This is a genomic window from Sporolactobacillus pectinivorans (genome assembly GCF_002802965.1).
GTDB lineage: Bacteria > Bacillota > Bacilli > Bacillales > Sporolactobacillaceae > Sporolactobacillus > Sporolactobacillus pectinivorans.
In genome coordinates this window covers 2281242-2306730 of the sequence record NZ_NXGA01000001.1, presented here as the reverse complement: position 1 = coordinate 2306730, position 25489 = coordinate 2281242, and the positions used below count along the sequence as shown (strand labels likewise).

Here is a 25489-nt window from a genome sequence, read left to right as displayed (position 1 = left end):
ACCGCTATTTTTTCTTGAATAATAAACTGTCAAAAAAATTTAATGTGTTAAATCATCTGACATAGATAATGACTATGAGCATATAAGTAATTATTATTGTCCTTAAGAGTTGCAAGTTAAATTAGAAAATTTACAGAAGATTAATGATAGGTGGTGAGGTTTGCACAAAAATGTCTGATAATTTAAATTAATGCCGCTTTTTAAAAAAAGGAGGGTTTTAATGAGATTAAAGAGAATTATCCCACTGTTTGTTGCAATCGCACTCATTGCCGGATCAATTGCCGGATGTTCGAAATCGTCAGGCGGTGCCAGCGGAGGAAAAACCATTATTAAAATTGCAACACAAACGCCTCTTTCGGGTGGCAGCGCAACATTAGGCGAAGCCATAAAAGACGGTGCCCAGCTTGCCGTTAATGATCAGCAGGCGGCTTTTGCAAAGAAAGGCTTTAAACTGGAATTGGTGCCTTATGATGATATGGCTGATCCGAAGAAGGGTGTATCAAATGCCCAGGATATTGCGGCAGATACCTCGATTCTTGGCGTTGTCGGTCATTTGAACTCAGGCGTGGCCATCCCTTCTTCACAGGTGTATGAACAAAACCACATCGCGATGGTTTCCCCGGCAAACACGGCTACTGAAGTCACAGACAGAGGATTAAAAACTGTCAACAGAATCTGCGCACGCGATGACTTTCAGGGACCCGCCGGTGCGAAATACGCTGTAGATACATTAAAAGCAAAAAAGATTTTTATCATTCAGGATAAAACACCTTACGGATCCTGCTTCGGCANAGGATAAAACACCTTACGGATCCGGACTTGCTTCGGCATTCAGAGATGAAGCCAAGAAGCTTGGTGCTACGATTCTCGGATATGACGGTATCACGGTCGGCGAAAAAGATTTCAGTGGTGTAATCAGCCAGGCAGCGGCCACAAAACCCGACTTGATTTATTTCGGTGGCGTTTACGCTGAAGGTGCTCTGATTGTCAAGCAGGCTCGCCAGCAGGGGCTGAATATCCCGATCATGGGCGGTGACGGCATGGATTCTTCTACGACAGTTCAGATTGCCGGTAGCGCTGTAAAGGGTGTATACTTCTCGACTGTTGTTGGTGACGTAACAAAGACCGAAGCGGGCCGTAAGTTTGCCAGCGCTTATAAAGCTGCATTCCACATGAATATTGAAGGCTATTCGGCTTATGGATATGATAGTGCCGGAGTTCTTCTCAAAGGAATCATGAATGCCATTGACAAGAACGGAGGAAAGCTTCCGACTCGTGAAGCAGTTGCCACTGCGGTTCGCGGTATTCAGAACTACAGCGGTATAGCGACGAAAGTAAGCTTTGATTCGAAAGGCGACAACAAATTTGCCAAGATTTATATCTATAAATTTGATAAAGTTGCTTATCCGGCAACCGAACAAACCGAAATTACTAAACAATAATATAAGTAGCTCATTCGAACTGGCATGTGGCAGGGTATCTTGACGCTGAGCGAATTGGCGTTCGGATAGTATTCACTTCTGCTGCCAATATTGGGCTTGGTCTAAAAGGGTATGGATATTCTGGCTATACCCTTTTAAAAATTTTATAGTCAAAAAATTCGCTCGATTTTTCCTGCTGATGGACCTGCAGAGATATTACAAACTAAGAGGTGAAAAGTGAATGCTGCAGCAAATTATACAGATCACACCCCAGGTATTGATTGACGGTTTGACACTAGGTTTTGTCTACGCTGTTGTTGCCATTGGCTATACCATGGTGTATGGCATCCTTGAATTGATCAACTTTGCGCACGGTGACATTTTTATGACCGGTTCCTTTGTGGGCGCGGCAGTGCTCTTCTTTCTAATGAGTATCGGGTTCATGTCGTCGCTGCCATCATTGATTGTTTTTATTATCATTATATTGGTCGCAGCACTTGTGACAGGGGCATTGGGAGTGGGCATTGAGCGTGTGGCTTACAGGCCGCTTCGAAAGAGAAATGCTCCAAAACTTATTGCACTGATCACTTCGATCGGAATATCCTTCATTCTGGAAGATGCCGTTCGTTTTATTGCAGAACTGAAAACAGGTAATTATATTGTTACTGCTCCGCCAATGTTTCAGCACCGATTTGTGCTGAATATCCATTCAGTGTTTCCGTTCTTTAACAATGCGATCTTTCAAGGTTCCTTTCTTGTTGTTTCAATTGTTACGATTATTATGCTTGTTTCTCTGGACATTTTTGTTAACCGCACAAAGTGGGGTATGGCAATGCGTGCTGTGGCTCAGGACCGTGACACCGCTTCACTCATGTCAATCAATGTCAATCGCGTCATTTCAGTTACTTTCTTCATTGGATCCGCGCTTGGCGGTGCCACTGGTGTGCTTTTCTTAATTCAATACGGTACCGTTGATCCGTATATCGGTTTTATTCTAGGAATCAAAGCCTTTACAGCAGCTGTATTGGGCGGCATTGGCAACATACGCGGCGCGATGTTCGGAGGCATCTTACTGGGACTGCTTGAAATGTTCGCATCGGCCAATCTTTCTACCATTACCCACGGCGCGATGGGCTCGGAATATAAAGATGTATTCGCCTTCGTTATTCTGATCCTCGTTCTGATATTTAAACCTGAAGGCTTGTTTGGAAAAGCCGCTGTAGAGAAGGTGTAAGCCAATATGATAAAAACACTGGTACACAAGATTGGCGACAGCAAAAAAGGCCAGATCATTTTCTTTGCAGCATATGTTCTGATCACAACATTGGGATTGTTTCTGCTTTCAGATTCAGTCACTGCGTTCCTGATTCTTCTGTTATCTGTTTTGATCCTTTATTACCTGAAGTTCAATGTGAAGATTAAATGGGTTTTAGGCCTATTAATTATTGGCGTTTTGATGCCATTTGCCGCGAGCCAGGGGACATCATTCCAGTCTTTTATGGATGTCGGCACACTGGTTCTGATTTACGTGACCATGTCACTGGGGCTGAATATTGTCGTAGGGTTTGCTGGTTTGCTCGACTTAGGGTTTATCGCCTTTTTTGCGGTTGGTGCTTATACATTTGCCATTTTCGGCAGTTCTCAGGCTAACCACTTTATGCCATTTGGACACTTTCCGGTCCCCGGAGATGCTTTCTGGCTGTTCATTCCGATTGGTGCCATTATAGCAGCTATTTTTGGCATCCTTCTCGGCATCCCAGTGCTTCGGGTAAAAGGCGATTATCTGGCGATTGTGACCCTTGGTTTTGGGGAAATCATCCGTATCGTTCTGAATAATATGGATCATCCGATCAATATCACAAACGGATCGATGGGAATTCCTTCAATTGTCCCGCCGAAATTTTTTGGTATCGCAATTCAGAATCCCAGTCAGTTTTATTACATTGCACTGGGCATATTTCTCGTAGCCATATATGTAGCTACAAGGCTTGAACATTCGAAGCTTGGTCGCGCGTGGAAAGCTGTGCGGGATAATGAAATTGCTGCTCAGGCGATGGGTATTCCGCTAGTCAAGACCAAACTCGCCGCTTTTGCGATTGGCGCTTCTTTTTCCGGAATGATGGGATCGGTTTTTGCAGCGAAGCAGATGTACATTGACGCAACGAGCTTTACATATCTTGAATCAACGATGGTTCTGGTTATGGTTATCCTTGGCGGGATGGGCAGTATTCCGGGTGTCATTTTAGGTGCCGCGGTAGTCATTATCCTGAATAACCAGGTGCTGACTGATATTTCCAACTGGCTGAGCCAGTTGAGCGCATCTGGAATATTGATGGTTCCTGATGCCCTGTCTCCGGCAAAAATGCAGCGGTTTATTTTCGGCATTCTGCTGGTTGTATTCGCGCTCTACCGAACGAAAGGGTTAATACCGCACAAGAATAAAATGGTTGATGTGAAAAAACTGAAAAGGGAAGCGGCCATAGAAGAAAACAAATATAAGGAGAACCCCAAAATGGAGGGATCCGAATCGTGAACATCCTCGAAGTAAAAAATTTGACAAAAAAATTTGGCGGACTAACCGCGACGTCAAATATTACAATGAATGTTGAGAAGAATTCAATCACAGCTGTAATAGGCCCTAACGGTGCCGGTAAAACGACTTTCTTTAATATGATTACCGCAGTTTACAGACCGACATCGGGAGATATTCTACTGAATGGAAAATCACTTGTCGGGCTCAAGCCGCATCAGGTTTGCCACTTTGGTATTACACGTACTTTCCAGAACATCCGCCTTTTTAATGAACAGACCGTCCTGGAAAATGTGCTGGTCGGTATGCATCAGCAGCTTAAAAGCCATTGGGTCGGGACGCTCCTTCACTTTCCGTCTATCACACGCGAGGAAGAGGAGGCCAAAGTAGAGGCTTATAAAATACTGGAATATGTCGGTCTGGAAGACAGCTTGAATGAAAGTGCGGGCAATCTTCCTTATGGGGCACAGCGACGCCTGGAAATTGCCAGAGCGATCGCGTCAAAGCCTAAAATTCTGCTTCTTGATGAACCGGCAGCAGGCATGAACCCTAAAGAAACAAAGAGTTTAACGGATCTTATCCATGATATGCGTACGCGGTTGGATGTAACGATAATCCTGATTGAACATGATATGAGACTGGTTATGGAGATTTCGGATTATATTTACGTCCTTGACCATGGCGAATTAATCGCCTCCGGTAAACCTGACGATATCAGGAACAATAAACGTGTGATTGAGGCATATCTTGGAAAGGAGGCGAGCAATCTTGGCTGATGAACCGGGAAAGCATTATCTTGAGCTGAAAAATATAGAGAGCTTTTATGGAAAAATTCGAGCGCTGCAGGGGATCGACCTTTACGTTGATCAAGGTGAGATTGTTACGCTGATCGGAAGCAACGGTGCCGGAAAATCAACAACATTGAAATCTATCAGCGGTCAGGTAACGCCCAAAGAAGGATTCATTGTATTCGATGGCAAAGATATTACCAAGAACCCGGCTCATGTGAACGCTTATATGGGTATTGCTCAGGTACCTGAGGGCAGGCGCATCTTTCCAAGACTGACTGTGCGTGAGAATTTGCAGATCGGCGCTTTTGCGGAGCGAAATAAAAAAGTAATTGCCGAACGTATGGCTCGCGTATTCGGATACTTCCCAAGGTTGAAGGAAAGGCTCGATCAAAAAGGAGGGACCATGAGCGGCGGCGAACAGCAAATGCTCGCCATCGGGCGCGCGCTGATGATGAAACCCAAACTTCTGATGCTTGACGAGCCATCTATGGGACTTGCTCCCATTGTTGTGGAGCAGATTTTTGAGATCATAAAAGAGATGAACAAAGAGGGCATGACCATTCTACTCGTAGAACAGAATGCCTTTCAAGCTCTTCAGATTGCTAACCGCGGGTATGTGATTCAAACAGGGAACATTGTTCTCGAGGGGCCATGCAACGAATTACTGTCCAACCAACAGGTTCGCGAAGCCTATCTGGCATAATTTTTGTTTTATTAAAAAAACGGTGGAATCATCTTTGTGGATGATCCCGCCGTTTTTCTGATACCGCCTGGTTCACAGTCTTAATCATTTGATCGAAAAGCGGCTTACAATTTATAATTGTAACTATTCAAGGCAATCATTGAAGGGGATGGCTGTTCATGAATTGGCTAAGAAATCTGGCAACTGCAACGGTGCATATTTTGCTATTTCAAAAAGAATGCGCGCTTTGTCATCAAAAAAAGCCTGGTATGAGAAAATACAGAGACGACCATGGAAGAACTATTTTCATCTGCCCCACTTGTGTTGATTATGCGGAGCGGCGCGCATTTAGAAAATTATGACCGTTCAGATCCGACCTCTAGTCACTCTATTGCCGTAAGTAATAGCCCCATCGATAAGATAACTAACTGCTGATTGAGGAGATGAAATGAATGACAGAAATAAAACAGAGAAACTATCCGGCTGAAAGTGCGGACATCAAGCATTACGTATCAGGACAGAAGAAGCGCAATGATCATTATTTACATGCTTCCATTGAATATAATGGCCGTGTATCCGTGGATCTTCTGAAAAAAGCGGTTACCGCAACATTTCAGGCTGTTCCATTGATTGTTTGCAGGTTTTCTGAATCAGAAACCGGGGCCGTTTGGTCAGAAGCGGGTTGGACAGCGGAAGATATTGTTAAGATTTTTGAGACAGACAATCGTGAAGAATCGGTTCACGAGTCCCTGATCCGCAAGCTTGATGAGCAGGTTGGCCCTCAATTGTCCATTACTGTTGTGCGCGATAAAAACGCAGATACTTTGGCTATTGTCATGAATCATATGGTTTGTGACGGAGGAGGCTTCAGGGATTATTTGTATCTTCTTTGCAAATGCTACTCTCAATTTTCTGATTATCCCGATATGACTGCACTTCCATTTGAGATGCCGGATCCTGGGAGACGGAGCATTCATCAGGTTTTCAGCCATTTAACAGAAAAACAGATGCAAGAAGTACATCAGGCTCATCTGCAATCTTTTTCCCAATCAGAACGGGATTACTTACCTTTATCAGGTGATGAACATCACCCGTTCATCATCAAACACAAGGTCGGAGTATCGCAATTCAATGCCATTAAAGACTATGCAAAAAAACGTGGAGCTACGATTAACGATGCATTGTTTGCGGCCTATGTCTGTGCACTGTCGGCTGCCCTTAAGGGTGATCTGATTGTTCTCGATTGTCCGGTCAACATTCGGGCCTTTTTACCTAAAGACTATATTCCCGGTATATGCAACCTGACGTCTAATATTATCTGTGCTGTTCCAAGAAAAGTTGGAATAACTTTTGATGAGGCATTGCATCAAGTGAAAAACGTCATGGATAAACAAAAGGGGAGTCTTGAACCTCTGAAAGTGTACTGGGAACTGGAGAAAGCATATCAGACACTGCCGCTTGACGAAGCGAAGAGAGAGTTCCCTAAAATCTACAGTATTCCTTTAAACGGCATGACTAATATAGGCATTCTTGACAAGGAAAGTCTGAGGTTCGGGAATCTGGATGCTGAAGATGCCTTCATCTCCGGATCGATAAAATACGCACCTTATTTTCAGATTGCTGTGACCACATTCAATAAAGTGATGACATTCAGTACCAATTTTCATGGTACCGAGCAGGATCGTAAATGGCTGGATCGTTTTGTAAATCAGATGATTGGTTACTTTCCAAATCCGGAATAACCCATGCTTTTCTCTCTTAAAACAGAATGACTAAAAAGAAAACCCAAAATCGGAACCGATTCTGGGTTTTCTTTAAGTATAATAGGCATTGTATCGTGCTAATGCTTGATTGCTGATCTCCATTCGGTCGCCTCCGACTAACGCCTGTTGAGAGTACTGACTCTGATGACTAGCTTCCGATTGGACGTCATTAATTTGCCGATTTACAGATATAATATTTTCCTGGATTCTGTTGATGCTTTCCGCCGCTGTTCTTGAAATCCTTCCATGCTGAAGCTCCTGTATATTGTTCAGCATAAAATGCTTTTCCTGCTGTAAAGCAATAAGCTGGCTATAAGTATTTGTCAAATGCCGACCCGTAGTAATCACTATCGCAACCTGAGTAATTTGCACGCACCAATCACCTCGGTTTATTATTTTACAATAATTATAAGATTCGAAGAAAATATAAACAGAGTATTTATTCCCTTTATTTGTAAAAAAAATAAAAACACAGACTTTAGTCCCACTAAAAGTCTGTGCCTTAGCTTAAATGAAATGAGAAGAGCAAATTGATCAAATCTGCAAGTTATTAGTTTTCGGCCCAAAGAAGATGAGAAGAGCAACGCAGATTAGCCAGCAGCCACCGATGAAGAGAAAGACGCTCACATAACCGAGATTTACAGCGACAAAACCGATAATCAGGGATCCAAAGATGTTTGAGAAACGGCCAAGTCCATAGGCCAGTCCGCTCCCCGATGAACGGTATTCTGTTGGATAAGGTTCGGAAGTGTACGCGTACAGATTGGAGGTAAAAACACGCTCTGTAATATTTACCGCTAGACCGAAAATGATAATCATCAGCGGAATCATTGTCATGCCATACAATAGACCTGCGATCGCTGTGAGAAACGCGCTGAATGCCAGAATTGATTTACGCTGAAAACGTTCAGAAATCATTGAACCAATAAAGGCACCGAATGGCGCACCGACAGACTGAAGCACATTGTACCAGAGCGCCTGCTCAATATCAATGCCGCTGCTCTTTAACAGACTGGGCACCCAAGATGCAAAGCCATAAAATCCGAAAGTTTCGCAAATCCAGATTCCGGAAAGGACAACCGTAATCTTCAGGTTCGTTCCCTTAAAAAGACCGGCGTACCCTTTATGTTCTATTTGCTTTACTGCGACGGGTTTTCTGGGTTCATTGAGTGAACCTTTTTCCTTTTCAACCTGTGCCTCAATTTTTTTCATTATTGCGTCCGCTTCTCGAAATTTTCCCTGATTTTCAAACCATCTGGGTGATTCTTCCATTTTATGAGAGAGTATGAAAAATAGTATACCGGCAGCCCCCCAGAAAAAGACCAGACGCCAGCCCCATCCCCCAAGAGGGATGACTAAAGCAGAAACAACATTTGTGATCGGTACGCCGATCAGGCCGGCCATCGCGCAGAGTGTCGTAAATCTGCCTCGAACATTTGAAGGGAAGAATTCGGCCAGATAGCTGTTCGTCACAATCATAGCGGATGCAAGCCCGACACCTGTGAAAAAGCGGAAAACGATCAGCGAGGTTACATCCCAAGAAAATCCGTTGAAGATCGATGCGACAGAAAAGAGCAGGACAAACCATGTGAGCGCTCGCTTTCTGCCGATTTTATCGGCCAGCCAGCCGCCGACCGAAGCGCCGATGAACATTCCAAGAAATGAAACAGCGGTGATATTTCCTACAGTTTTCAGGCTGATGCCCCAATGTTCAATTAAAGCAGGGGCCACATTGCTCAATGTGAATAGATCGGCAAGATCAAAAAAATAAACGACGCCAAGCGCCGCCAGCACATGAATGTGCACACGGGCTATCGGCAGCCTATCCAGACGGTTGGCAATATTTGAAAAATTATTATTTTGTGCTTCCTGGATTCCGGACATGTTTTCACCCTCTCTGTGATAGACAATACATTCCTAAAACACATCTATTTGATGACTTTAGGTAATGAATTAATTATAGCGAAAAATATTTCGGAAAACACTCTTTTTTCAAAAAAAAAAAATTAGTAATGAATTATTCTGTATACTTCTATCACATAGATTACTTCTTCAGAGAATCATTTTGAGAGGGTACAAAAAAAGAAAGGATCCGTCAATCAATATCCTTCCCAATCAAATAATAAAGAATCTACAAGGCGTGTGACAATCATTTTTCGGGAGAATTTTAATCGCTGACGGAAAAGTAGCATTACTTACTTTTCCGAGATCTCAGGGTTGGAACGGGAAATAACCTCTGTTTCGAGCTCAAGTTTTGAAACAATATTCATCTTGTTATCAAAGTCATAAACGACTGGAACACCAGTGGGAATGTCGACCTTGACGATGTCCTGGTCTGAGATATGTTCCAAATATTTTACCAAAGCGCGCAATGTATTCCGGTGGCTGACCACAAGAACGTTTTCACCGCTCAGAAGATGGGGGACAATCTGGTCGCTCCAGCAGGGGAGTACCCTGTCCAACGTTGTTTTCAGGCTTTCTCCTCCGGGAAGCAGATACGGATCGACATGCGCATAGCGCCGGTCATGGCAAGGGTGGCGTGGATCATCGTTTTCCAGCATCGGAGGCAATGCATCATAACTTTTACGCCACCTGTTAACGAGGTCGTGACCGCGTTCATCAGCTGTTTCGGCTTTATTCAGACGCTGCAGCGCTCCGTAGCTGCGCTCGTTCAAACGCCACGTTTTATGAACGGGAAGCCATTCCTGGCCGATCTCGTCAAGTATGTATTGAAGAGACTTAATCGAGCGTTTGAGAACCGATGTAAAAGCTACATCAAAATGAATGCCGGTCTGATTAATGTCCCGGCCTGCCGCCCGAGCTTCACTGATCCCTTTTTCGGTCAGTGCAATATCTTCCCAGCCGGAAAACAAATCGAGCTTATTATATTCACTTTCACCATGCCTGACAATAACAAGTTTCATTTTCCATTCCTCCATACAGAGTGGATGTGTGAGATTCTATTCTATGAGTCATCAGGAAAAAAGAAAAATCCTTTACAAACCTCAGTATACTTCATCAAAAATATTTTTCCAAACATTAAAATCATGACTGGAAAATTAAGGACATATTTCATTTTCCTGACGGATTCCTTGTTTGGCGGAAAGAGCGACTCTTAGTAAAATAGTACAATGCTTTTGAGCCGACCCGATAGAGACCTGATTTTAGGATACCTTTGTTTTAGGATACCTTTATAGTACGAGAAAGTGACATGTACTGAACCTGGTTGGTAGTTTGGTTTTTGCTGGTATCAGCGTGACTCAGTTCAGACACTTTGCACTTTGTCGGCAGAAAACATCCTCCGGGAAAACGCAGGCTTCAACGGACAGAGGACAGGTCATCGATGCCGACATATGTGGTGAAAACCTGGAAAAAGACGATAATTAGAAAAAGACAAGATCAGGACTCTTTACAATATAGAGTTCTGATCCTTTATTGTTGGTATACCAATGAAATTTACAAACCCGCTATCAGTCCATTGATTTGCTCGCTCTTTTTTTGCTCGTATTCAAGAGCCTGCACCAATTCTTCCAGCGGCAAATCGTTTTTTCTTCCATACTTCTCATTGGCAGTCTCATAGAGCTCATACGGGAAGAGCATATCTGTAAACATTACTTTTTTCTGCTCGCCGGTCAATGGAGAAACTTGTTCATAGGCCCTGAGCATTGTATTGAAAAGGACCTGATCCCATTCTCCCTGATCGCCCATCAGAGGGATTATTACTTTTCGCAGATCCCGGATAGGCAGATCAAAGGTCGTCGTGTCAAGGTCGATGATCCAGATGTTATTATCTGAAAGCAGCGTATTACCTGTCCCGTAATCTTGATGGCAAAGACCGGGCGCAATTTTGCACTTGGCTACCCATTCAGGGTAATAGGAGGCCTGTAACTTTTTTAATACATCCCTGCCGAATTCAATGTGGTGATCAATTTCCGACAAATATAGTTGTGAAAAAGGATCATCGGGCATGTTTTCAGCTATCAATTTCCATGATTCCATCTGCTGGCAGCGTTTGATATAATGTTTCGGCCATTGGCCAAGCTTGGTGAACACCGGAACGCCTTCGGGCGGCTGGTAACCGATTGAATCCCGATGATACTGCGCCAATCCTTTCATAATCCATTCCTGATCTTCCTGCACGGTTAAATCAAAAGGGCGGCCGACAATCCAGTCATAAACGACGAAAAGAAACGGACCCTGCTTTGTATAAAGGCCGCCCTCCTTATTGGATATGATTCCGGGAACACGCGATCCTTTTTTCGCCAGGTAATTCTGAGCATAGATAGAGAACAGAGCTTTTTTCTCCGGCCGGTGAATGCGTTTCAGGCAAAGAGGGCCACGGTCTGTAGCCAGTTTCCAGACAATCGCCATTTGCCCGCCCTGAATCAATTCAATATTCTGTACCTCAATCGCCCAGTTGTTCAACAGGGAAGAGGCCAGCTGATTTAATTTTTCAACCATTTCCGGAGTCAGTTCCGTCTCGCTTTTTTCTTCTTCTTTCAACTTGTCTTTCGAAGATTGATTCAGTGATTGGTTTGTGTGTTTCAGATCATCTTGTATCAGGTGCTGATCGGAGTTTGCCCCGATATCAGTGCTTGTTAATTTAATTCCGTTATAGGTCAATAGCGGTCCGCTCGGTCTATTCATCACTTTTCCTCCACTCCAGAGTTCTATATAGATAACTTATGGTTTCTGACCGGTATCTGCTATTATTAAACACCAGGTTTCAACAATTAGGTTGACGGCCCGGCATAAACTGCCCATTTTCATAGCAAAAGAGATGACTGCGCACAACTCGCGCCGGTTGCCCGTATCATAAAAAGTGAGAACTATTTATACAGCGTAGTAGAAGGAGGAGCCTTATGAATATTGCGATGATCGCAACGGAAAAACTGCCTGTCCCGGCAATCAGGGGCGGCGCGATCCAAATATACCTCCAGTCATCAGCGGAAATCATTGCGAAGTCCCATCAGGTCACCGTTTTTTCGATAAAAGATCCCGACCTGCAGGAGAGTGAAACGAAAGACGGGATTCAGTATATTCGAATTGATAAGCATCATTATCTCGCAGGATTGGTGGAACAGTTAAAAACCCAACACTTTGATGTCATTCATCTGTGCAACCGTCCGTCTTGGATCGAAAGTCTGAAAAAAGCGTCACCGGACAGTCGCTTCGTACTCAGTGTTCACAATGAAATGTTTGCGGAAAGTAAAATAACAAAAGAAAACGGTGAAAAATGTATTCAGGCAGTTTCAAAAATCGTGACGGTCAGCAATTTTATCGGGGAGAGAATAATCTCCAGGTTTCCTGAAGCTGCAGAAAAAATCGAGACCGTCTATTCAGGAGTAGACCTGGATACTTATCATCCTGTGTGGACAGACGAAGGCGGAAGAATACGGAAAATTATGCGGGAGAAAGCTGGCCTTGAAGGGAAGAAAATCATTCTGTTCGTCGGGCGGTTGAGCAAAGTCAAGGGCCCCCATATTCTCCTTCAGGCCATTCCGGAAATAGCCCGGGAACATCCTGATGTGATGCTTGTTTTTGTCGGCTCAAAGTGGTTTGGCGATAATCAGGTCAATAATTATGTGAAGCATCTGTACACGCTGGGCGCAATGCATTCGGATTATGTCACTTTTATCAAGTTTGTCAGGCCCCGGGATATTCCCTATTTTTATGCTATGTCCGATCTTTTCGTCTGCAGTTCGCAGTGGCAGGAGCCGCTGGCCAGGGTGCATTATGAAGCGATGGCTGCCGGTTTGCCGATTGTTACAACGAACCGGGGCGGAAATGCCGAAGTGATTAGCAACGGTGAAAATGGAGCGATCATTGATGATTTTGATCAGCCACAGGAGTACGCACGAGTCATCAATTCATTGCTCAGCGATGGACAAAAGCGGGAAGAGATGGGGAGAGAAGGCAGGCAGCTTGCCGAATCAAAATATGGCTGGAGCCGTGTAGCGGATAATTTGCTTCGCGTGTACGAAGGCAATGAATGAAAAGGCATCTGAAATGGGGAATCAAATTGAATAAAGAAAAATACACGGAAAGTCTGGAAAAAAATCATGAAGATCTGAAAATGGTTCTGCGCTACTATCCGATCAACCCCAAATCCGTAAAACTGCTTTCAACACGCAGTGGACGATCAAAATGGTTGATTAAGACTGAAAATGGAGATTTTTACCTCCGGCAGGAATTTATGAATCCGAGACGAATGGTATTTATTGCCGGCGCACACTGGCATCTGCAAAAAAAAGGTCTTCCAATTGCGAAGCTGATTCCGACAAAAAACGGCGGGCTTTGCCTGTCGGGCGGGGATCATGTCTATGTGCTTTATGAAGCAAGTGAGAGCGATCCGGTCCTATATTACGACAAGAACCAGATCACTAAAACAATGGCTTTTGCCGGTGCGTTTCATCAGGCATCGAAAGGATATATTCCCGTTGATGGCAGCAAGAAAAGAACACGAACCGGAAAGTGGCATAAATTGTATCGCTGGAAGCTTCAGGAGCTCGAAGACAATAAAAAACTGGCTGAGGATGATCCGGAAGATGAGTTTTCAAAGCTTTTTCTCAGTCATGTTGATCAGATGATTGCGCGCGGCCGTGCATCGCTGAAAGAATTGGACGCTTCGAATATAGAAAATTGGACTAATGAAACGATCGAGTCGGGTATGTTCTGCCAGCAGGATTTTACGATGGCCCGTATGATCCTGAAAGATGATCAAGTGTTCATGAAAGACCTGCACTCAGTGACCATCGATCTTCCGGCAAGAGATCTAAGAATCCTGTTAAATAAAGTCATGAAGAAACTGGCCGTATGGGATCAAGATCTGGCATGCCGGATGCTGAGCGCCTACGATCGCGTTTACCCTCTATCCAAGGAATATTATCAGGTATTATGGACGGATCTGAAGTTCCCTCATATGTTCTGCGCAATGGCCCATAAATATTTTCTTGGCCAGAAAGAGTCTTGGGGCGATGAGAAGTATCTGATGAATTTTCGAAATGTCATAGCTGTTGAAGAATCCAAACAGGCATTTCTTGATCACTTTGATGAAAATGTACGTGTCATAAAGGGAGCTGAGACATAATTGGCTAAGCCTGTTAATCTTGACGAAATTAAAATTCCAAAAGTCGATCTGGAGCACTATCGGTTTTCGCCGCCGGGTTCGATGGGGTGGAGCGCTGCTGAATATGATCAATTGCTCAATCATCCTGAAATCGGCATACAGACAGAAACTTTTTCCCCGCCTGAAGTGCCCGATACATCATTAACCGAACTCTCTTTATCTTCGGAGCATCTGGTCTCAGGAGAGATGACCGAAAAACCTGAGAAAGTACATTCTTCCATTGATGTAGATGATGAAATACCGAAGGAGAAAACAGAAGTCAAAAAAGAAAAAACGAAGGGGATTCATGAAGAAAAGACTGAATCTGAGAAGATTAAAGTACCGGATCCTACTTATGTAGTGAGTGAAAATCCTCCGGCAAAGCCATGGATCGCGAAAAAGTTCAATTTATTCTATTCTTGAATATGAAGAAAAAGGAGGCTGTCTGAGGCCCCCTTTTTCTTGTAATGATGTTTTCTGATAGTGCCTTTTTTAGCCCATAGGATCCTCTGAAGCGTGAAAGCCGATTGATTTACAGGACGACAGACTTTTATTAGTTTAGACTGATTTTTAATTGCCGAAATAGCCTCATAAGTAAACTTCTTATTTATCAGGTCTTCTCTAAGAAGTGGCTATAGATCCGCTCTGATTAGGTTGGCCTGCCGGACGACAGGCTTTCAGATAAATCCGTTCCAAATGATTGGCGACCTGACTGAAGCGGTGGGATGTGGCAGCCTGTTTTCGCCCGTTATGTCCCATGATTTTCGCTGAGTAACCGTTTGACAAAATAAAATCGATTGCCGCTGCATAAGCGCCAGCCCGATCATAATCATTCACGACCAGTCCATTGACGTTCGGGTGCATCACTTCACTATTACCTCCGCGGTTGGTCGTAATGATCGGCAGCCCGGCAGCCATGGCTTCGTAGTGGACACGGGCCAGCGGTTCCTGCCATTGCGAACTGCAGACAAAAAGATCGGCCATAGTGAACAGGTCAGGTATCCGATCTGCGGGGATAAATCCGGTAAAAAGGACATGATTGCCCAAAGGTTCGGCAAGTCGGTGCAATATCCGGACATAATGATTCATATCGTTATCAGCGAACCATTTTCCTCCGGCGATGACAAGTACAGCATCCGGATGACTGTCAATGATATACTTCATCGCCCGGATTAACAGATGGGGCCCTTTTGCGCAGCAAAGTCTACCGGCAAATAAAATGATTTTTTTATTTCCAAGTTGGTATTTGCTTCGCATTTGTTCCCTGATTGCTCTGCCCTTCGGTGTCCATTGTGGATGAAACCGGCTAGGGTCAATGCCCGAGTAAACCACCTCAAGTTTTTGCTCGGATTCCGGGAAACGGTCTGCGGTCGTACGCTGGATATAATGGCTGACGGTCATGATTTTTTCTGAGCATCGAATAGCTTCCTGTCCTGCCGTCACGCTGATTTTTTCCGTACTGAACATATCGTTATGCAGACTCAGAACAAAATTGCTCTCCGGAGCGGCCGCTTTGTAGCGGATCAGATTTTGCGGGCGGTTAAAAACATGTACGACGTCGAAATGAGCGTCTGTCAGTGCCGAAGTGACCTGTTCTGTATAACTCTCTCGCGGAAAGCGAATGTATCGGACATGATTGCGTTCTTCCTGGCGGGGAAGAGAGAGGTCAGTAATTGAAAAAACGGTCAGTTCGTGTCCAAACGAAAGAAACGGTGAGATTCCGTCAATCATGATCTGGATAGCCCCGCCTCTGACAGCCGGGGCAGGCAGCTTCTCAGTACAGATCAATGCCAGCTTCATTCGACTTTCTCCTTATATAAAAGCTTTAGGTCGGCAATTTCATGTTTAAGCCCCGTTTTCAGAGATACTTTCGGCTGATAATTCAGTAATTTCTTTGCCTTCCGTGTGTCCGCCCACGTGTGTTTCGGCTCGCCTTTGGGTTCCCCGGCAAAAACTGTTTGGACCGGTTGGCCGGTAAGATCCTTGAGGATAGACAGGATATCTAAGACAGAGGCTCTTTCCAGCCCGCCGATATTGATCGTCTCGCCGATCACATGGTCGGCTTCAAGAACGGAAGCTGTACCCTCAACGCAGTCACTGATATAGGTGAAATCCCGCGTCTGTTTCCCGTCTCCATATACAGGAACCGGTTGGCCTTCCATGATCTTGCGGATGAAACGGTGGAACGCCATATCCGGGCGCTGACGGGGACCATACACGGTGAAATATCTTAAAATAACAATCGGAATTCCTTCATTCTTGTAGTAAACCTTGCATAAGTATTCACCGGTAAGTTTGCTGACGCCATAGGGGGAAAGCGGCTGCGGCAGAGATGATTCAGGCACCCTTCCTTTTTTTTCACCATAGACCGAAGAGGTAGAAATATAGATAAATTTCTTCAGAGACCTGCCCCGGCAGGCTTCCAGCAACTTTTGCGTCGCCAGAATATTATTTTCCACGTAGAAATTGAAATCGTTTCCCCAGCTTGAACGGACGCCGGGCATTCCGGCAAGATGATAAACTACGTCCACATCCTGAAGCAGCTGATTCAGATCAGCCTGGAGCAGATTGATCGGATAAAATTGAAAACGTGATTCGTCGTATTCAATTAAATGAGTCAGATTACGCAACCTGATTTTTTTCTCATTAATCAGGCCGTCAATTCCGATGACGTGATGATTTCCTGTCTGAAGCAATCGTTCGCAGAGCTGTGAACCGATGAACCCTGCAGCACCGGTGACTAATATTTTCAACGCCGTGCCACCCCCAGATAATGCAGTCCATGTGCACGTATCGATTCCAAATCGACGAAATTTCTGCCGTCGAGCAGCAGTGTCCCATTCATTGACCTTTTAATCCGCTCCCAGTCCGGTGCCTGAAATTCAGGCCATTCCGTGGCAATAATCAGTGCATCTGAATTTTTTACAGAATCATAGAGATCATCATGGCTTGCCACTCGTTCGCTTTCAATCTTTGCTACCGGATCATACGTATGAATGACGCTGCCTTTACTGATCAATTTGTTGATCAGTTTAACGGACTGGGAGCAGCGCAGATCGTCGGTTCCGGGTTTGAAAGTGACACCCCAGACTGTAATCTGCTTTCCTTTTAAATCGTTCAGATCCTGTTCCAGTTTATTAAGATAAAAGTCAGTTTGCGTCTCGTTAACATCACTGACTGCCTGAAGCAGGGAAGGGGTAAGCCCCTTATCCGTAGCCGCATGTACCAGAGCACTTAAATCTTTAGGAAAGCACGAACCGCCGAAACCCAGCCCCGCACTGAGAAAATGTGAGCCGATCCGTGGGTCTTCTTCAAGCCCGCGCTGAATGTCTTTGATATCGGCATCATACGCATCACAAATTCTGGAAACTTCATTGATAAAGGAAATCTTCGCAGCCAAAAAAGCGTTTGACGCATATTTGATTAACTCAGCACCGGCGAGATTTGTTTCTATCACCGGAGCTTTGATCTTTTGATAGAGTGACCGGACCAATTGAAAAGCTTTCTTTCGTTTTGCGCCGATGACGATCCGGTGCGGATGGAAAGAATCATGAACCGCTGTGCCTTCTTTGAGAAATTCAGGGTTGGATACCACATCGAAACTTTCCGGATGCAATCCTTTATCACTCAATACCCGGCTGATCCACTCATTGGTCCCGGGAGGAACGGTACTTTTTGTTATGACCGTTTTGTGCGCATGCGCGTGATCAGCAATCATTTCAATTACATTGGCTACGGCCGCCAAATTTGTGCTTCCATCGTTCTGCGGAGGTGTTCCGACAGCGATAAGTATGACGGGATGATCCTCAATGCCTGAAGCTGTATCGCTGGAAAAAACCAGTCTTCCAGAACGAGTGCCCGTTTCGATAAGCTCGGCTAGTCCTTCCTCGTAAATCGGAATTTTTCCGTCCTGAAGCGTTCTGATTTTATTCTGATCCAAGTCTACGCATGTTACCTGATGCCCAAGATCCGCCAGTACAGCTGAAGTCGTCAGGCCGACATACCCGGCGCCAACCACACAAACTTTCATTCAAACTTCCCCCATCCGTTGCTCACCGTTCAGGTGTGCGGAATGGGCCATGTTTTTTTGTCACGACACGGCCTATTCCGCCCTTTTTTACATACTATTCTTAGGGCTTCCCTAGGCAACTTGTCCATTTAGAAACAGGCTTCTTCAAATCTTCCAAGGCCCTATAGAAAAAAATTCTTAAGAGGAATGTAATTCTTCTCACTTTGGCGTTTTCACGCGGGGCGCGAAGTAATATAATGACTGTGACGTTCTTTTGTATTTTGAAACGTATGATTTGAGAGGAGAGATAGAATGAAACTGACTGCGACTGAAATTGAAATTGCCGAAATACTTGAAAAAGATGCCCGTCTGACAAATGAGGATGTCGCCAAGATGACAAATCTGAGTGTCGAGCAGACTCGGGAAATTATAAAAAAACTTGAAGAGCAGAAAATCATCGTGCGCTATGTTTCGCTTGTCGACTGGACAAAAATTGATGGTCACCAGGGCGTGACGGCGATGATTGACGTTAAAATCACGCCAAAAAGAGATGTCGGTTTCAAAAATGTCGCGGAGCGGATTTACCGACACAGGGAAGTGAAGTCAGTCTATCTGATGTCTGGAACTTATGATCTGTCCGTTGTTGTCGAGGGTAACTCACTGAATGAAGTGGCTCATTTTGTCACTCAAAAACTATCGACCATCGATGGTGTCATTTCGACGACGACACACTTCGTACTGAAAAAGTATAAGCATGACGGCACGATCTATGATTCGGATGACAAGGACAAACGAATTGTGGTGTCGCCGTGATGGAATTAAAAACCAGTTATCTGGCGAAACATGTCAGAACACTTCAGCCTTCCGGTATACGGAAATTTTTTGACGCAACAGCGGGAATGACCGGAGTGATTTCTCTGGGTGTCGGTGAGCCTGATTTCGTTACACCGTGGAATGTCCGCGAAGCTGCCATCGTGTCTCTGGAAGATGGCTATACATCCTATACGGCAAACGCCGGGCTGCCGGCGCTTCGGGAAGAAATAGCAAAATATATCGAGAACTATTTTTGTGTTTCTTATCAACCGGAATCTGAAATTATCGTCACGGTGGGCGCAAGCGAGGCCATTGATATCGCGCTGAGAGCCATTCTGGATCCAGGTGATGAAGTTCTGGTGATTGAACCGTGCTTTGTGTCATACGCGCCTCTGGTCACTCTTGCCGGCGGCGTTCCCGTCATCGTTCAAACAAACAGGGAAAACAACTTTAAAGTGACTGCTGAAGAGCTGGGGGAGGCACTCACGGAGCGCACCAAAGCAATCATGATCTGTTCACCCAATAATCCGACGGGCTCGATGCTCAGCAAGGATGAAATGGAGAAAGTCGCTGCCGTTGCTAAGGATAACGACTTACTGATCCTTTCTGATGAAATTTACGCTGAACTTGTCTATGACGAACTCTATACGAGTTTCGCCGCGCTCGATGACATGCGTGAACGTACCATTCTGGTCAGCGGTTTTTCAAAGGATCTTGCAATGACGGGGTGGCGGCTAGGTTTTGTCTGTGCGCCGGAAGAAATTATCGGAGGCATGCTGAAAATTCATCAGTACGCCATTATGTGTGCCGCGACCATGGCACAGTATGCCGCGCTCGAAGGGCTGAAGACTGGGCGCAAGGACGTCAAGGAGATGAGGAAGAGCTATCGGCAGCGGCGCAATTTTATCGTTCAGTCGCTAAATGACATGGGGCTGGCCTGCCATAATCCTGAGGGCGCTTTTTATACTTTTCCATGCATTGAATCAACAGGGCTTAGTTCGGAAGAGTTCGCAACCCGACTTTTGCAGACTGAAAAAGTAGTGGTCGTCCCCGGCAATGCGTTCGGAGCAGGGGGCGAGGGCTTCGTGCGCTGCTCTTACGCCACTTCTATGGCGCAGCTCCAGGAAGCGATGACGCGCATGAAGCGGTTTGTCGATAATCTTTGATCTCAGGAAAGCGATACAATGGAGTATCCTTCTTAAGCCCGGCCGGATTTATGCATGAAGTTGCCTAAAAGGATTAGTGTGAAAAGTGGCTGGATTAAACTGAATGCTCCCAGGCCATTTTATAAATTTCCAATGATCCCGGACAAAAAATTGTCCGGGAATATTTTTGCTTTTCCGATTGCTGCTTTTCTGTTTTCTTTAAAATTGTGTAAATAAGCTTTATAGAGATAGAATTGTAAGCGGTTACACATTAAGATTAAGATGTATGTTATTTGGGAAGATCGAAAGGGGTGTTGCCAGATGAAAAAAATTATCAATAAACCGGAAGATGTCGTGGATCAGATGATTGACGGGCTGATTTTCGGAAGCGAAGATCTGATCGAACGCATTCCGGGAACAAATGTTGTCCTGAATAAACGGCTGTCTAAGGGAAAGGTTGCCTTTGTCAGCGGAGGCGGCAGCGGTCATGAACCGACGCATGCCGGCTTTGTCGGACAGGGAATAGGAGGTAAAATACTGGATTATCTGGAGAATGAAGCCCGTAAGATGGGGTACGTAAGATGGGGTATATATAAAATTAATTCTTGAAACGAGCCAGATAAACCAGAAAGCCGTTCAATTTTACAAAAGTAAGTCTTACCGTCGTATTCATAATTATGGGAAGTACATTGGTCGTCCCGAAGCAGTTTGTTTTGAGAAAAGCCTGAACGACAGGCACTGATTGAGGAAAAAGATAAACCAAAGATAAAATGATTATTAAAATAAAAAATCGGGATCGCATTCAAAGCGTCCCGACTTATCTAAAATAACCGCTCACAATTCTTCAGTTCGCCCAATGTAGTCCAAATGAAAGGCTTCTTCCGAATAATGGATCTTTGTGACACTGGCATTTGGTACTTTATCAATTTTCAATCCGTTCGGGAAAAGCACATGTAAAATGCAGCAAATTAGCAGTGAATGGCTGACCAATAGAATACTGGAGGCTTCGCTGCTGATGATAAGATTCTTAAGGTCTTCAATTCTGCGGCTGACTTCTTCAAAACCTTCTGCGTAATTAATTTTGTCCGATTTTTTGATGCCTTCGATTGCTTTAATTTTCAGGTCAATCGGTGATTTCCTGCTCATGCCGGATATGCCGACAGCCAGACCGGCCTGTTCCCACATTTCATCGTTATCATAGCCTTCAAAGCTGCCGAACGCCGCTTCACGCAAAGTTTCAGTCTCAGTCAAAGGGACACTACTATTTCCCGAGTGGTTCAGGACCAGGCGCGCTGTTTCTCTGGCTCTCCCTGAATCACTCGTATAGGCGGCATCAAAGGTGATCGGCATTTCCTTAATCGTTTTCCCCAGTGTTTCAGCCTGCCGTTCACCCTTCCGTGTGAGCGGAGAATCCGCCCAGCCCTGAGAGCGGTTGAGAAGATTGAGAATTGTTTCCCCATGCCTGACTATGTATATATTTTTCATATACTGCCTCCTCTAATTCACCTAAAACCGTGTTATGATTAATGTAATGGATTAACAGATCCATCGTAACATTGATTGAAATGAGTGTAAACGTTTTACTAGGTATAATTAGTGAATAAGTATGACTTCAAACACAGGACAAATTTGACAAATGCCCTTGAATGATATATAAAATTATGTGTTAGCACTCATGCATGATGAGTGCTAATCCGATGACAGAAACGGTATACGTGTTACATATGGAATGGATTTATTGAAAAGGGGAGAGATTTTATGCCAACGAAAGAATTTAAAGCAGAATCGAAAAAACTGTTGGATATGATGATCCATTCGATTTATTCGCAGAAGGAAATTTTCCTGAGAGAAATTATTTCGAACAGCAGTGACGCGATTGATAAAATTTACTACAAAGCGCTTGCCGATGATTCATTGAACTTTAATAAAGATGACTACTATATTCGGATTACTCCGGACAAAGAAAACCGGACGTTGACTATTTCGGATACCGGCATCGGCATGACACAGGAAGAACTGGAGAACAATCTCGGCACTATCGCGCAAAGCGGTTCATTCAATTTTAAGAATGATAACGAAGCCAAAGACGGACATGACATCATTGGCCAGTTTGGTGTCGGCTTTTACTCAGCATTCATGGTTGCCGATGTTGTTACGGTTATCACTAAACCACTGGGCAGTGATCAGGCGTATAAATGGGAATCGCAGGGTGCAGATGGCTATTCTGTTGAACCTTGCGACAAAGATGCCGTCGGAACCGATGTGATTCTGAAGTTGAAGGAAGACACTGATGATGAAAAGTATGGTGAATTTCTTGAAGACTATCGCCTGAAAGAGATTATTAAAAAATATTCCGACTTTATCCGTTACCCGATCAAAATGGAAGTCACTGAAAGCCGTCCAAAAGAAGATAACGACAAGGAATTTGAAGAATTCAAGGAAGAACAGACAGTCAACAGCATGGTGCCGCTCTGGCGCAAGAATAAGAACGAGCTGAAAGACGAGGATTATGAGAACTTCTATACCGAAAAACATTACGGCTATGACAAGCCGCTGAAATATATCAATATCCAGGCGGACGGTGCGGTGCGCTATCACGCAATTCTCTACATCCCGGAAAACATTCCTTTCGACTATTACTCCAAAGAATATGAAAAGGGCCTGGAGCTGTACTCAAACGGCGTGCTGATCATGGAAAAATGCGCTGATCTGCTGCCGGACTATTTCAGCTTCGTCAAAGGCATGGTTGATTCGGAAGACCTGTCCTTGAACATATCGCGTGAAATTCTGCAGCAGGACAAGCAGCTGCAGCTGATCGCCAAAAACATTAAACACAAGATCCAGAAGGAACTTGAGAAGCTGCTGAAGGAAGACCGTGAAAAATACGAGCAGTTCTATAAATCGTTTGGCCGCCAGCTGAAATATGGCGCGTACATGGATTACGGCACTCACAAAGAGGAACTGCAGGATCTGCTGATGTTTTACTCGTCAACGGAAAAGAAAATGGTGACGCTCGGCGAGTATGTTTCCAGAATGCCTGAAGATCAGAAGTTCATCTATTACGCGGTTGGTCAGTCGAACGAGAAGATCGAAAAATTGCCGCAAACCGAACTTGTCGCCGACAAAGGCTATGAAATTCTCTACTTTACTGACGATGTCGATGAATTTGCCATCAAGATGGTGAATGCCTATAAAGAAAAATCGTTTAAGTCAGTATCCAGCAGCGATCTTGGCCTCGAAAGTGAAGAAGAGAAAAAGGAAAGCAAAGCTGAAGAAGAAGTCAACAAGAATCTTTTTGACAAAATGAAGGACATCCTTTCCGATAACGTCAAGGAAGTCCGCGCTTCGAAACGACTGAAGACACATCCTGTCTGCTTTGCAACTGAAGGCGAGGTATCGATTGAGATGGAAAAGGTGCTCAATCAGATGCCAAACAATGAAAATGTCAAAGCAGATAAAATCCTTGAACTCAATACAAATCACGAAGTTTTCAAAGCACTGAAAGCAGCTTATGACCTGAATGATGAAAAGAAAGTCAGCCTTTACACGAACATCCTGTACAACCAGGCTTTGCTGGTAGAAGGCCTTCAGGTTCAGGATCCGGTCGCTTTTGCGAATGATATATGCAAACTGATGAACTGAAATAGGCTCTCAGAAAAGCAGCTGCTTCCGACAAAAACGGGAGCAGCTGCTTTTTTTGTGGCATAAAAATTTTCTTTAACGCGAAGGGGATACGAATTTTTAAAATCGAACCGAATTGATTTAAAGCCGAACCGATATAGGCAGTTATAGGCAGTGGGGAAAGCGTAGTGTAGACAAAATGGGATCACCTCTGATTCTGGCCGGATTATGTCCGCTGATCCTATCTTAAAACAGGAACCATTGAGACATACTAAGTGATGGCTATGCAGAACAAAACAGCAAAGACAAACGAGATCACGTACTGCGTCCGGCTGTTCAGAAATTTTTTTCCATAAAAGTTTAGCGAAGTCACAACAACGAGCTGGATGAAACCGACAAAGATTGTCATTATGATGCCCAAAAAGGGCTTCTTCTCCTTCTTAAAGAAAGCAATAAACGCATCCGTTAAATATTGTTGACCATCTGGAGACTGGTACTCTCCGCATCCTTAAGGAATGGATGCTCTTTTTTCAGTTGAGGGAGCAAGTTGTTCAACTCATAGACGTGTAAAAAAGGAGCCTGAGGATTGTTTGCCTGCCGTTCGTTGAGCATCGCCAGCATCTGATTCCAAACAAAACGCACACAGCCAAAATTTTGAGTCAATTGCTGGCGTTGCTGTTTGTTGGGATAGATTCTCAATTTCAAGCCCTTCGTGACCATGGGTTCGCCTCCCTTCAGAAATGGTTATGGCACACACGTTCTCTTTTTAACATAAGAAGGTACGGTGATCTTATCTCTATGGGATTGCAAGACGCGGATTCATCTCGTTATTAAAATGGACGCGTTTTCTCCACTGGCAATCTTTAATAAATTAAGCTTTTCTTAATCGTGCTTAATATGATTCTCATTGTCCCGTCTGACTTTCTTTATAAGATTGGGTCCGTCATTTTTCACAGAATTGACGTCTTCGGAAACCTGATAGGCTTCCATGTTTTCAGACGAATAGGGTATGAGCAATTGACTGAGGGCTTCTAGGTCATGGTTGGATGGATCAAGCCAGAATTTTTCATCTTCTTTTCTCAGCATCACAGGCATCCGGTTATGAATCGGAGCCATTAGTTCATTTGCTTCTGTCGTGATGATGGCGCACGAGAAAATCTTATGTCCGTCAGGGGCTTTCCAGGATTCCCAGATTCCGGCTAGCGCAAAAAGTTCACCGGATTTCAGTTGAAAACGCATCGGTGTTTTCATTTTTTTATTTTCATCATCATGTTTCCATTCATAGAAGCTGTCGGCAGGAATTAGACAGCGCCTTTTCAGAAAGGCATCGCGAAAGCTGGGCTTATCCGCAATCGTCTCCGCACGTGCGTTGATCAGTTTATTGCCTATTTTGGGATCTTTTGCCCATGAGGGCACCAGCCCCCAGCGAAGCTGGCCAAAGCGATTACGTCGGCCATCATTGATAATGGCGTTAATATTTTGCCCGGGAGCAATATTATAACTTGATTTATAGTCTTTCTCATCGACCTGATTCAAAATTGTGAATCGGATCACTATCGATTCGAGCGGCACAATCCGCGTAAATCTGCCACACATGATGAAACAC

23 protein-coding genes and 1 pseudogene are annotated in these 25489 nt (G+C 44.4%); 13 read left to right on the top strand and 11 right to left on the bottom strand.

What is annotated here, in order from left to right; genetic code table 11:
• Positions 1-220: 220 nt before the first annotated feature.
• From COP04_RS11060 to COP04_RS11030, 6 genes and pseudogenes are all read left to right on the top strand, one after another.
• Positions 221-1442 (top strand): annotated as a pseudogene (locus COP04_RS11060) (branched-chain amino acid ABC transporter substrate-binding protein).
• 220 nt (positions 1443-1662) lie between these two features.
• Positions 1663-2655: a branched-chain amino acid ABC transporter permease gene (locus COP04_RS11055; RefSeq protein ID WP_100488073.1), complete on the top strand. Its 993-nt coding sequence runs from the start codon at positions 1663-1665 to the stop codon at positions 2653-2655.
• A 6-nt stretch (positions 2656-2661) separates the two neighbouring features.
• A complete protein-coding gene (locus COP04_RS11050) occupies positions 2662-3954 on the top strand; it encodes a branched-chain amino acid ABC transporter permease (protein WP_100488072.1) in 1293 nt (430 codons plus the stop codon).
• Positions 3951-4727, top strand: a complete 777-nt coding sequence (locus tag COP04_RS11045) for an ABC transporter ATP-binding protein (protein WP_100488071.1) — start codon at positions 3951-3953, stop codon at positions 4725-4727. Before COP04_RS11050 ends, COP04_RS11045 begins: the two co-directional genes overlap by 4 nt.
• Positions 4720-5445: an ABC transporter ATP-binding protein gene (locus tag COP04_RS11040; protein ID WP_193437412.1), complete on the top strand. Its 726-nt coding sequence runs from the start codon at positions 4720-4722 to the stop codon at positions 5443-5445. Before COP04_RS11045 ends, COP04_RS11040 begins: the two co-directional genes overlap by 8 nt.
• 431 nt (positions 5446-5876) lie before the next feature.
• Positions 5877-7166 carry a hypothetical protein gene (locus COP04_RS11030; RefSeq protein ID WP_100488069.1) on the top strand — a complete coding sequence of 430 codons (1290 nt, stop codon included), beginning with the start codon at positions 5877-5879 and terminating at the stop codon, positions 7164-7166.
• 72 nt (positions 7167-7238) lie between these two features.
• Here the strand turns inward: COP04_RS11030 and COP04_RS11025 are convergent, their stop codons facing one another.
• The 4 genes from COP04_RS11025 to COP04_RS11010 form a co-directional block, all read right to left on the bottom strand.
• The gene (locus tag COP04_RS11025; protein WP_162297092.1) at positions 7239-7514 is read right to left on the bottom strand and encodes a hypothetical protein; all 276 of its coding nucleotides are present in this window, start codon (positions 7512-7514) and stop codon (positions 7239-7241) included.
• 207 nt (positions 7515-7721) lie between these two features.
• Entirely contained in the window at positions 7722-9071 is a 1350-nt protein-coding gene (locus COP04_RS11020) for an MFS transporter (protein ID WP_100488067.1), read from the bottom strand.
• A 311-nt stretch (positions 9072-9382) separates the two neighbouring features.
• On the bottom strand, positions 9383-10111 hold the full coding sequence (gpmA, locus tag COP04_RS11015) for a 2,3-diphosphoglycerate-dependent phosphoglycerate mutase (protein WP_100488066.1): 729 nt from the start codon (positions 10109-10111) through the stop codon (positions 9383-9385).
• 532 nt (positions 10112-10643) lie between these two features.
• Complete coding sequence (locus COP04_RS11010) at positions 10644-11648, bottom strand: CotS family spore coat protein (protein WP_239984981.1); 1005 nt, start codon at positions 11646-11648, stop codon at positions 10644-10646.
• A 401-nt stretch (positions 11649-12049) separates the two neighbouring features.
• On the opposite strand from COP04_RS11010, the gene COP04_RS11005 reads away from it, so the two are divergent.
• The 3 genes from COP04_RS11005 to COP04_RS10995 are packed head-to-tail and all read left to right on the top strand — an operon-like array spanning position 12050 to position 14718.
• Entirely contained in the window at positions 12050-13183 is a 1134-nt protein-coding gene (locus COP04_RS11005; protein WP_100488064.1) for a glycosyltransferase family 4 protein, read from the top strand.
• Complete coding sequence (locus COP04_RS11000) at positions 13180-14277, top strand: CotS family spore coat protein (protein ID WP_157800262.1); 1098 nt, start codon at positions 13180-13182, stop codon at positions 14275-14277. Before COP04_RS11005 ends, COP04_RS11000 begins: the two co-directional genes overlap by 4 nt.
• Positions 14278-14718: a hypothetical protein gene (locus tag COP04_RS10995; protein WP_100488063.1), complete on the top strand. Its 441-nt coding sequence runs from the start codon at positions 14278-14280 to the stop codon at positions 14716-14718.
• A gap of 198 nt (positions 14719-14916) precedes the next feature.
• On the opposite strand, the gene COP04_RS10990 is transcribed toward COP04_RS10995, so the two are convergent.
• From COP04_RS10990 to COP04_RS10980, 3 genes are read right to left on the bottom strand one after another with little or no spacing between them, the layout of a single operon-like run.
• On the bottom strand, positions 14917-16095 hold the full coding sequence (locus tag COP04_RS10990) for a glycosyltransferase family 4 protein (RefSeq protein ID WP_239984841.1): 1179 nt from the start codon (positions 16093-16095) through the stop codon (positions 14917-14919).
• Positions 16092-17048, bottom strand: coding sequence for an NAD-dependent epimerase/dehydratase family protein (locus COP04_RS10985; RefSeq protein ID WP_100488062.1), 957 nt, complete (start codon positions 17046-17048; stop codon positions 16092-16094). The genes COP04_RS10990 and COP04_RS10985 overlap by 4 nt, the downstream gene beginning before the upstream one ends.
• On the bottom strand, positions 17045-18325 hold the full coding sequence (locus COP04_RS10980) for a UDP-glucose dehydrogenase family protein (RefSeq protein WP_100488061.1): 1281 nt from the start codon (positions 18323-18325) through the stop codon (positions 17045-17047). Before COP04_RS10980 ends, COP04_RS10985 begins: the two co-directional genes overlap by 4 nt.
• Positions 18326-18616: 291 nt before the next feature.
• Between COP04_RS10980 and COP04_RS10975 the strand changes: the two genes are divergently transcribed.
• The 3 genes from COP04_RS10975 to COP04_RS10965 all read left to right on the top strand — a co-directional run bounded on the left by COP04_RS10975 (position 18617) and on the right by COP04_RS10965 (position 20871).
• Positions 18617-19117, top strand: a complete 501-nt coding sequence (locus COP04_RS10975; protein WP_100488060.1) for an Lrp/AsnC family transcriptional regulator — start codon at positions 18617-18619, stop codon at positions 19115-19117.
• Positions 19117-20283, top strand: coding sequence for an aminotransferase (locus tag COP04_RS10970; protein ID WP_100488059.1), 1167 nt, complete (start codon positions 19117-19119; stop codon positions 20281-20283). Before COP04_RS10975 ends, COP04_RS10970 begins: the two co-directional genes overlap by 1 nt.
• A gap of 300 nt (positions 20284-20583) precedes the next feature.
• On the top strand, positions 20584-20871 hold the full coding sequence (locus COP04_RS10965) for a dihydroxyacetone kinase subunit DhaK (RefSeq protein WP_100488058.1): 288 nt from the start codon (positions 20584-20586) through the stop codon (positions 20869-20871).
• Positions 20872-21096: 225 nt separating this feature from the next.
• Here COP04_RS10965 and COP04_RS10955 read toward each other — a convergent pair whose 3' ends face one another.
• A complete protein-coding gene (locus tag COP04_RS10955) occupies positions 21097-21747 on the bottom strand; it encodes a histidine phosphatase family protein (RefSeq protein ID WP_100488056.1) in 651 nt (216 codons plus the stop codon).
• 273 nt (positions 21748-22020) lie between these two features.
• Between COP04_RS10955 and htpG the strand changes: the two genes are divergently transcribed.
• Entirely contained in the window at positions 22021-23904 is a 1884-nt protein-coding gene (gene htpG / locus COP04_RS10950; protein WP_100488055.1) for a molecular chaperone HtpG, read from the top strand.
• A 250-nt stretch (positions 23905-24154) separates the two neighbouring features.
• Here the strand turns inward: htpG and COP04_RS19590 are convergent, their stop codons facing one another.
• The 3 genes from COP04_RS19590 to COP04_RS10940 all read right to left on the bottom strand — a co-directional run bounded on the left by COP04_RS19590 (position 24155) and on the right by COP04_RS10940 (position 25479).
• Positions 24155-24304: a hypothetical protein gene (locus tag COP04_RS19590; protein ID WP_157800261.1), complete on the bottom strand. Its 150-nt coding sequence runs from the start codon at positions 24302-24304 to the stop codon at positions 24155-24157.
• 44 nt (positions 24305-24348) lie between these two features.
• The gene (locus COP04_RS10945) at positions 24349-24603 is read right to left on the bottom strand and encodes a helix-turn-helix domain-containing protein (RefSeq protein ID WP_100488054.1); all 255 of its coding nucleotides are present in this window, start codon (positions 24601-24603) and stop codon (positions 24349-24351) included.
• Between the two features lie 162 nt (positions 24604-24765).
• On the bottom strand, positions 24766-25479 hold the full coding sequence (locus COP04_RS10940) for an SOS response-associated peptidase (protein ID WP_100488053.1): 714 nt from the start codon (positions 25477-25479) through the stop codon (positions 24766-24768).
• Positions 25480-25489 lie beyond the last annotated feature (10 nt).

Bases quoted from the DNA above. Each gene is read 5' to 3' on its own strand.
- COP04_RS11050 (WP_100488072.1), top strand. From the start codon at position 2,662: ATGATAAAAACACTGGTACACAAGATTGGCGACAGCAAAAAAGGCCAG.
- COP04_RS11020 (WP_100488067.1), bottom strand. From the start codon at position 9,071: ATGTCCGGAATCCAGGAAGCACAAAATAATAATTTTTCAAATATTGCC.
- COP04_RS11030 (WP_100488069.1), top strand. From the start codon at position 5,877: ATGACAGAAATAAAACAGAGAAACTATCCGGCTGAAAGTGCGGACATC.
- htpG (WP_100488055.1), top strand. From the start codon at position 22,021: ATGCCAACGAAAGAATTTAAAGCAGAATCGAAAAAACTGTTGGATATG.
- COP04_RS10970 (WP_100488059.1), top strand. From the start codon at position 19,117: ATGGAATTAAAAACCAGTTATCTGGCGAAACATGTCAGAACACTTCAG.
- COP04_RS10940 (WP_100488053.1), bottom strand. From the start codon at position 25,479: ATGTGTGGCAGATTTACGCGGATTGTGCCGCTCGAATCGATAGTGATC.
- COP04_RS10945 (WP_100488054.1), bottom strand. From the start codon at position 24,603: ATGGTCACGAAGGGCTTGAAATTGAGAATCTATCCCAACAAACAGCAA.
- COP04_RS10990 (WP_239984841.1), bottom strand. From the start codon at position 16,095: ATGAAGCTGGCATTGATCTGTACTGAGAAGCTGCCTGCCCCGGCTGTC.
- COP04_RS11055 (WP_100488073.1), top strand. From the start codon at position 1,663: ATGCTGCAGCAAATTATACAGATCACACCCCAGGTATTGATTGACGGT.
- gpmA (WP_100488066.1), bottom strand. From the start codon at position 10,111: ATGAAACTTGTTATTGTCAGGCATGGTGAAAGTGAATATAATAAGCTC.
- COP04_RS10980 (WP_100488061.1), bottom strand. From the start codon at position 18,325: ATGAAAGTTTGTGTGGTTGGCGCCGGGTATGTCGGCCTGACGACTTCA.
- COP04_RS10955 (WP_100488056.1), bottom strand. From the start codon at position 21,747: ATGAAAAATATATACATAGTCAGGCATGGGGAAACAATTCTCAATCTT.
- COP04_RS11010 (WP_239984981.1), bottom strand. From the start codon at position 11,648: ATGGTTGAAAAATTAAATCAGCTGGCCTCTTCCCTGTTGAACAACTGG.
- COP04_RS10965 (WP_100488058.1), top strand. From the start codon at position 20,584: ATGAAAAAAATTATCAATAAACCGGAAGATGTCGTGGATCAGATGATT.
- COP04_RS10975 (WP_100488060.1), top strand. From the start codon at position 18,617: ATGAAACTGACTGCGACTGAAATTGAAATTGCCGAAATACTTGAAAAA.
- COP04_RS11005 (WP_100488064.1), top strand. From the start codon at position 12,050: ATGAATATTGCGATGATCGCAACGGAAAAACTGCCTGTCCCGGCAATC.
- COP04_RS11000 (WP_157800262.1), top strand. From the start codon at position 13,180: ATGAAAAGGCATCTGAAATGGGGAATCAAATTGAATAAAGAAAAATAC.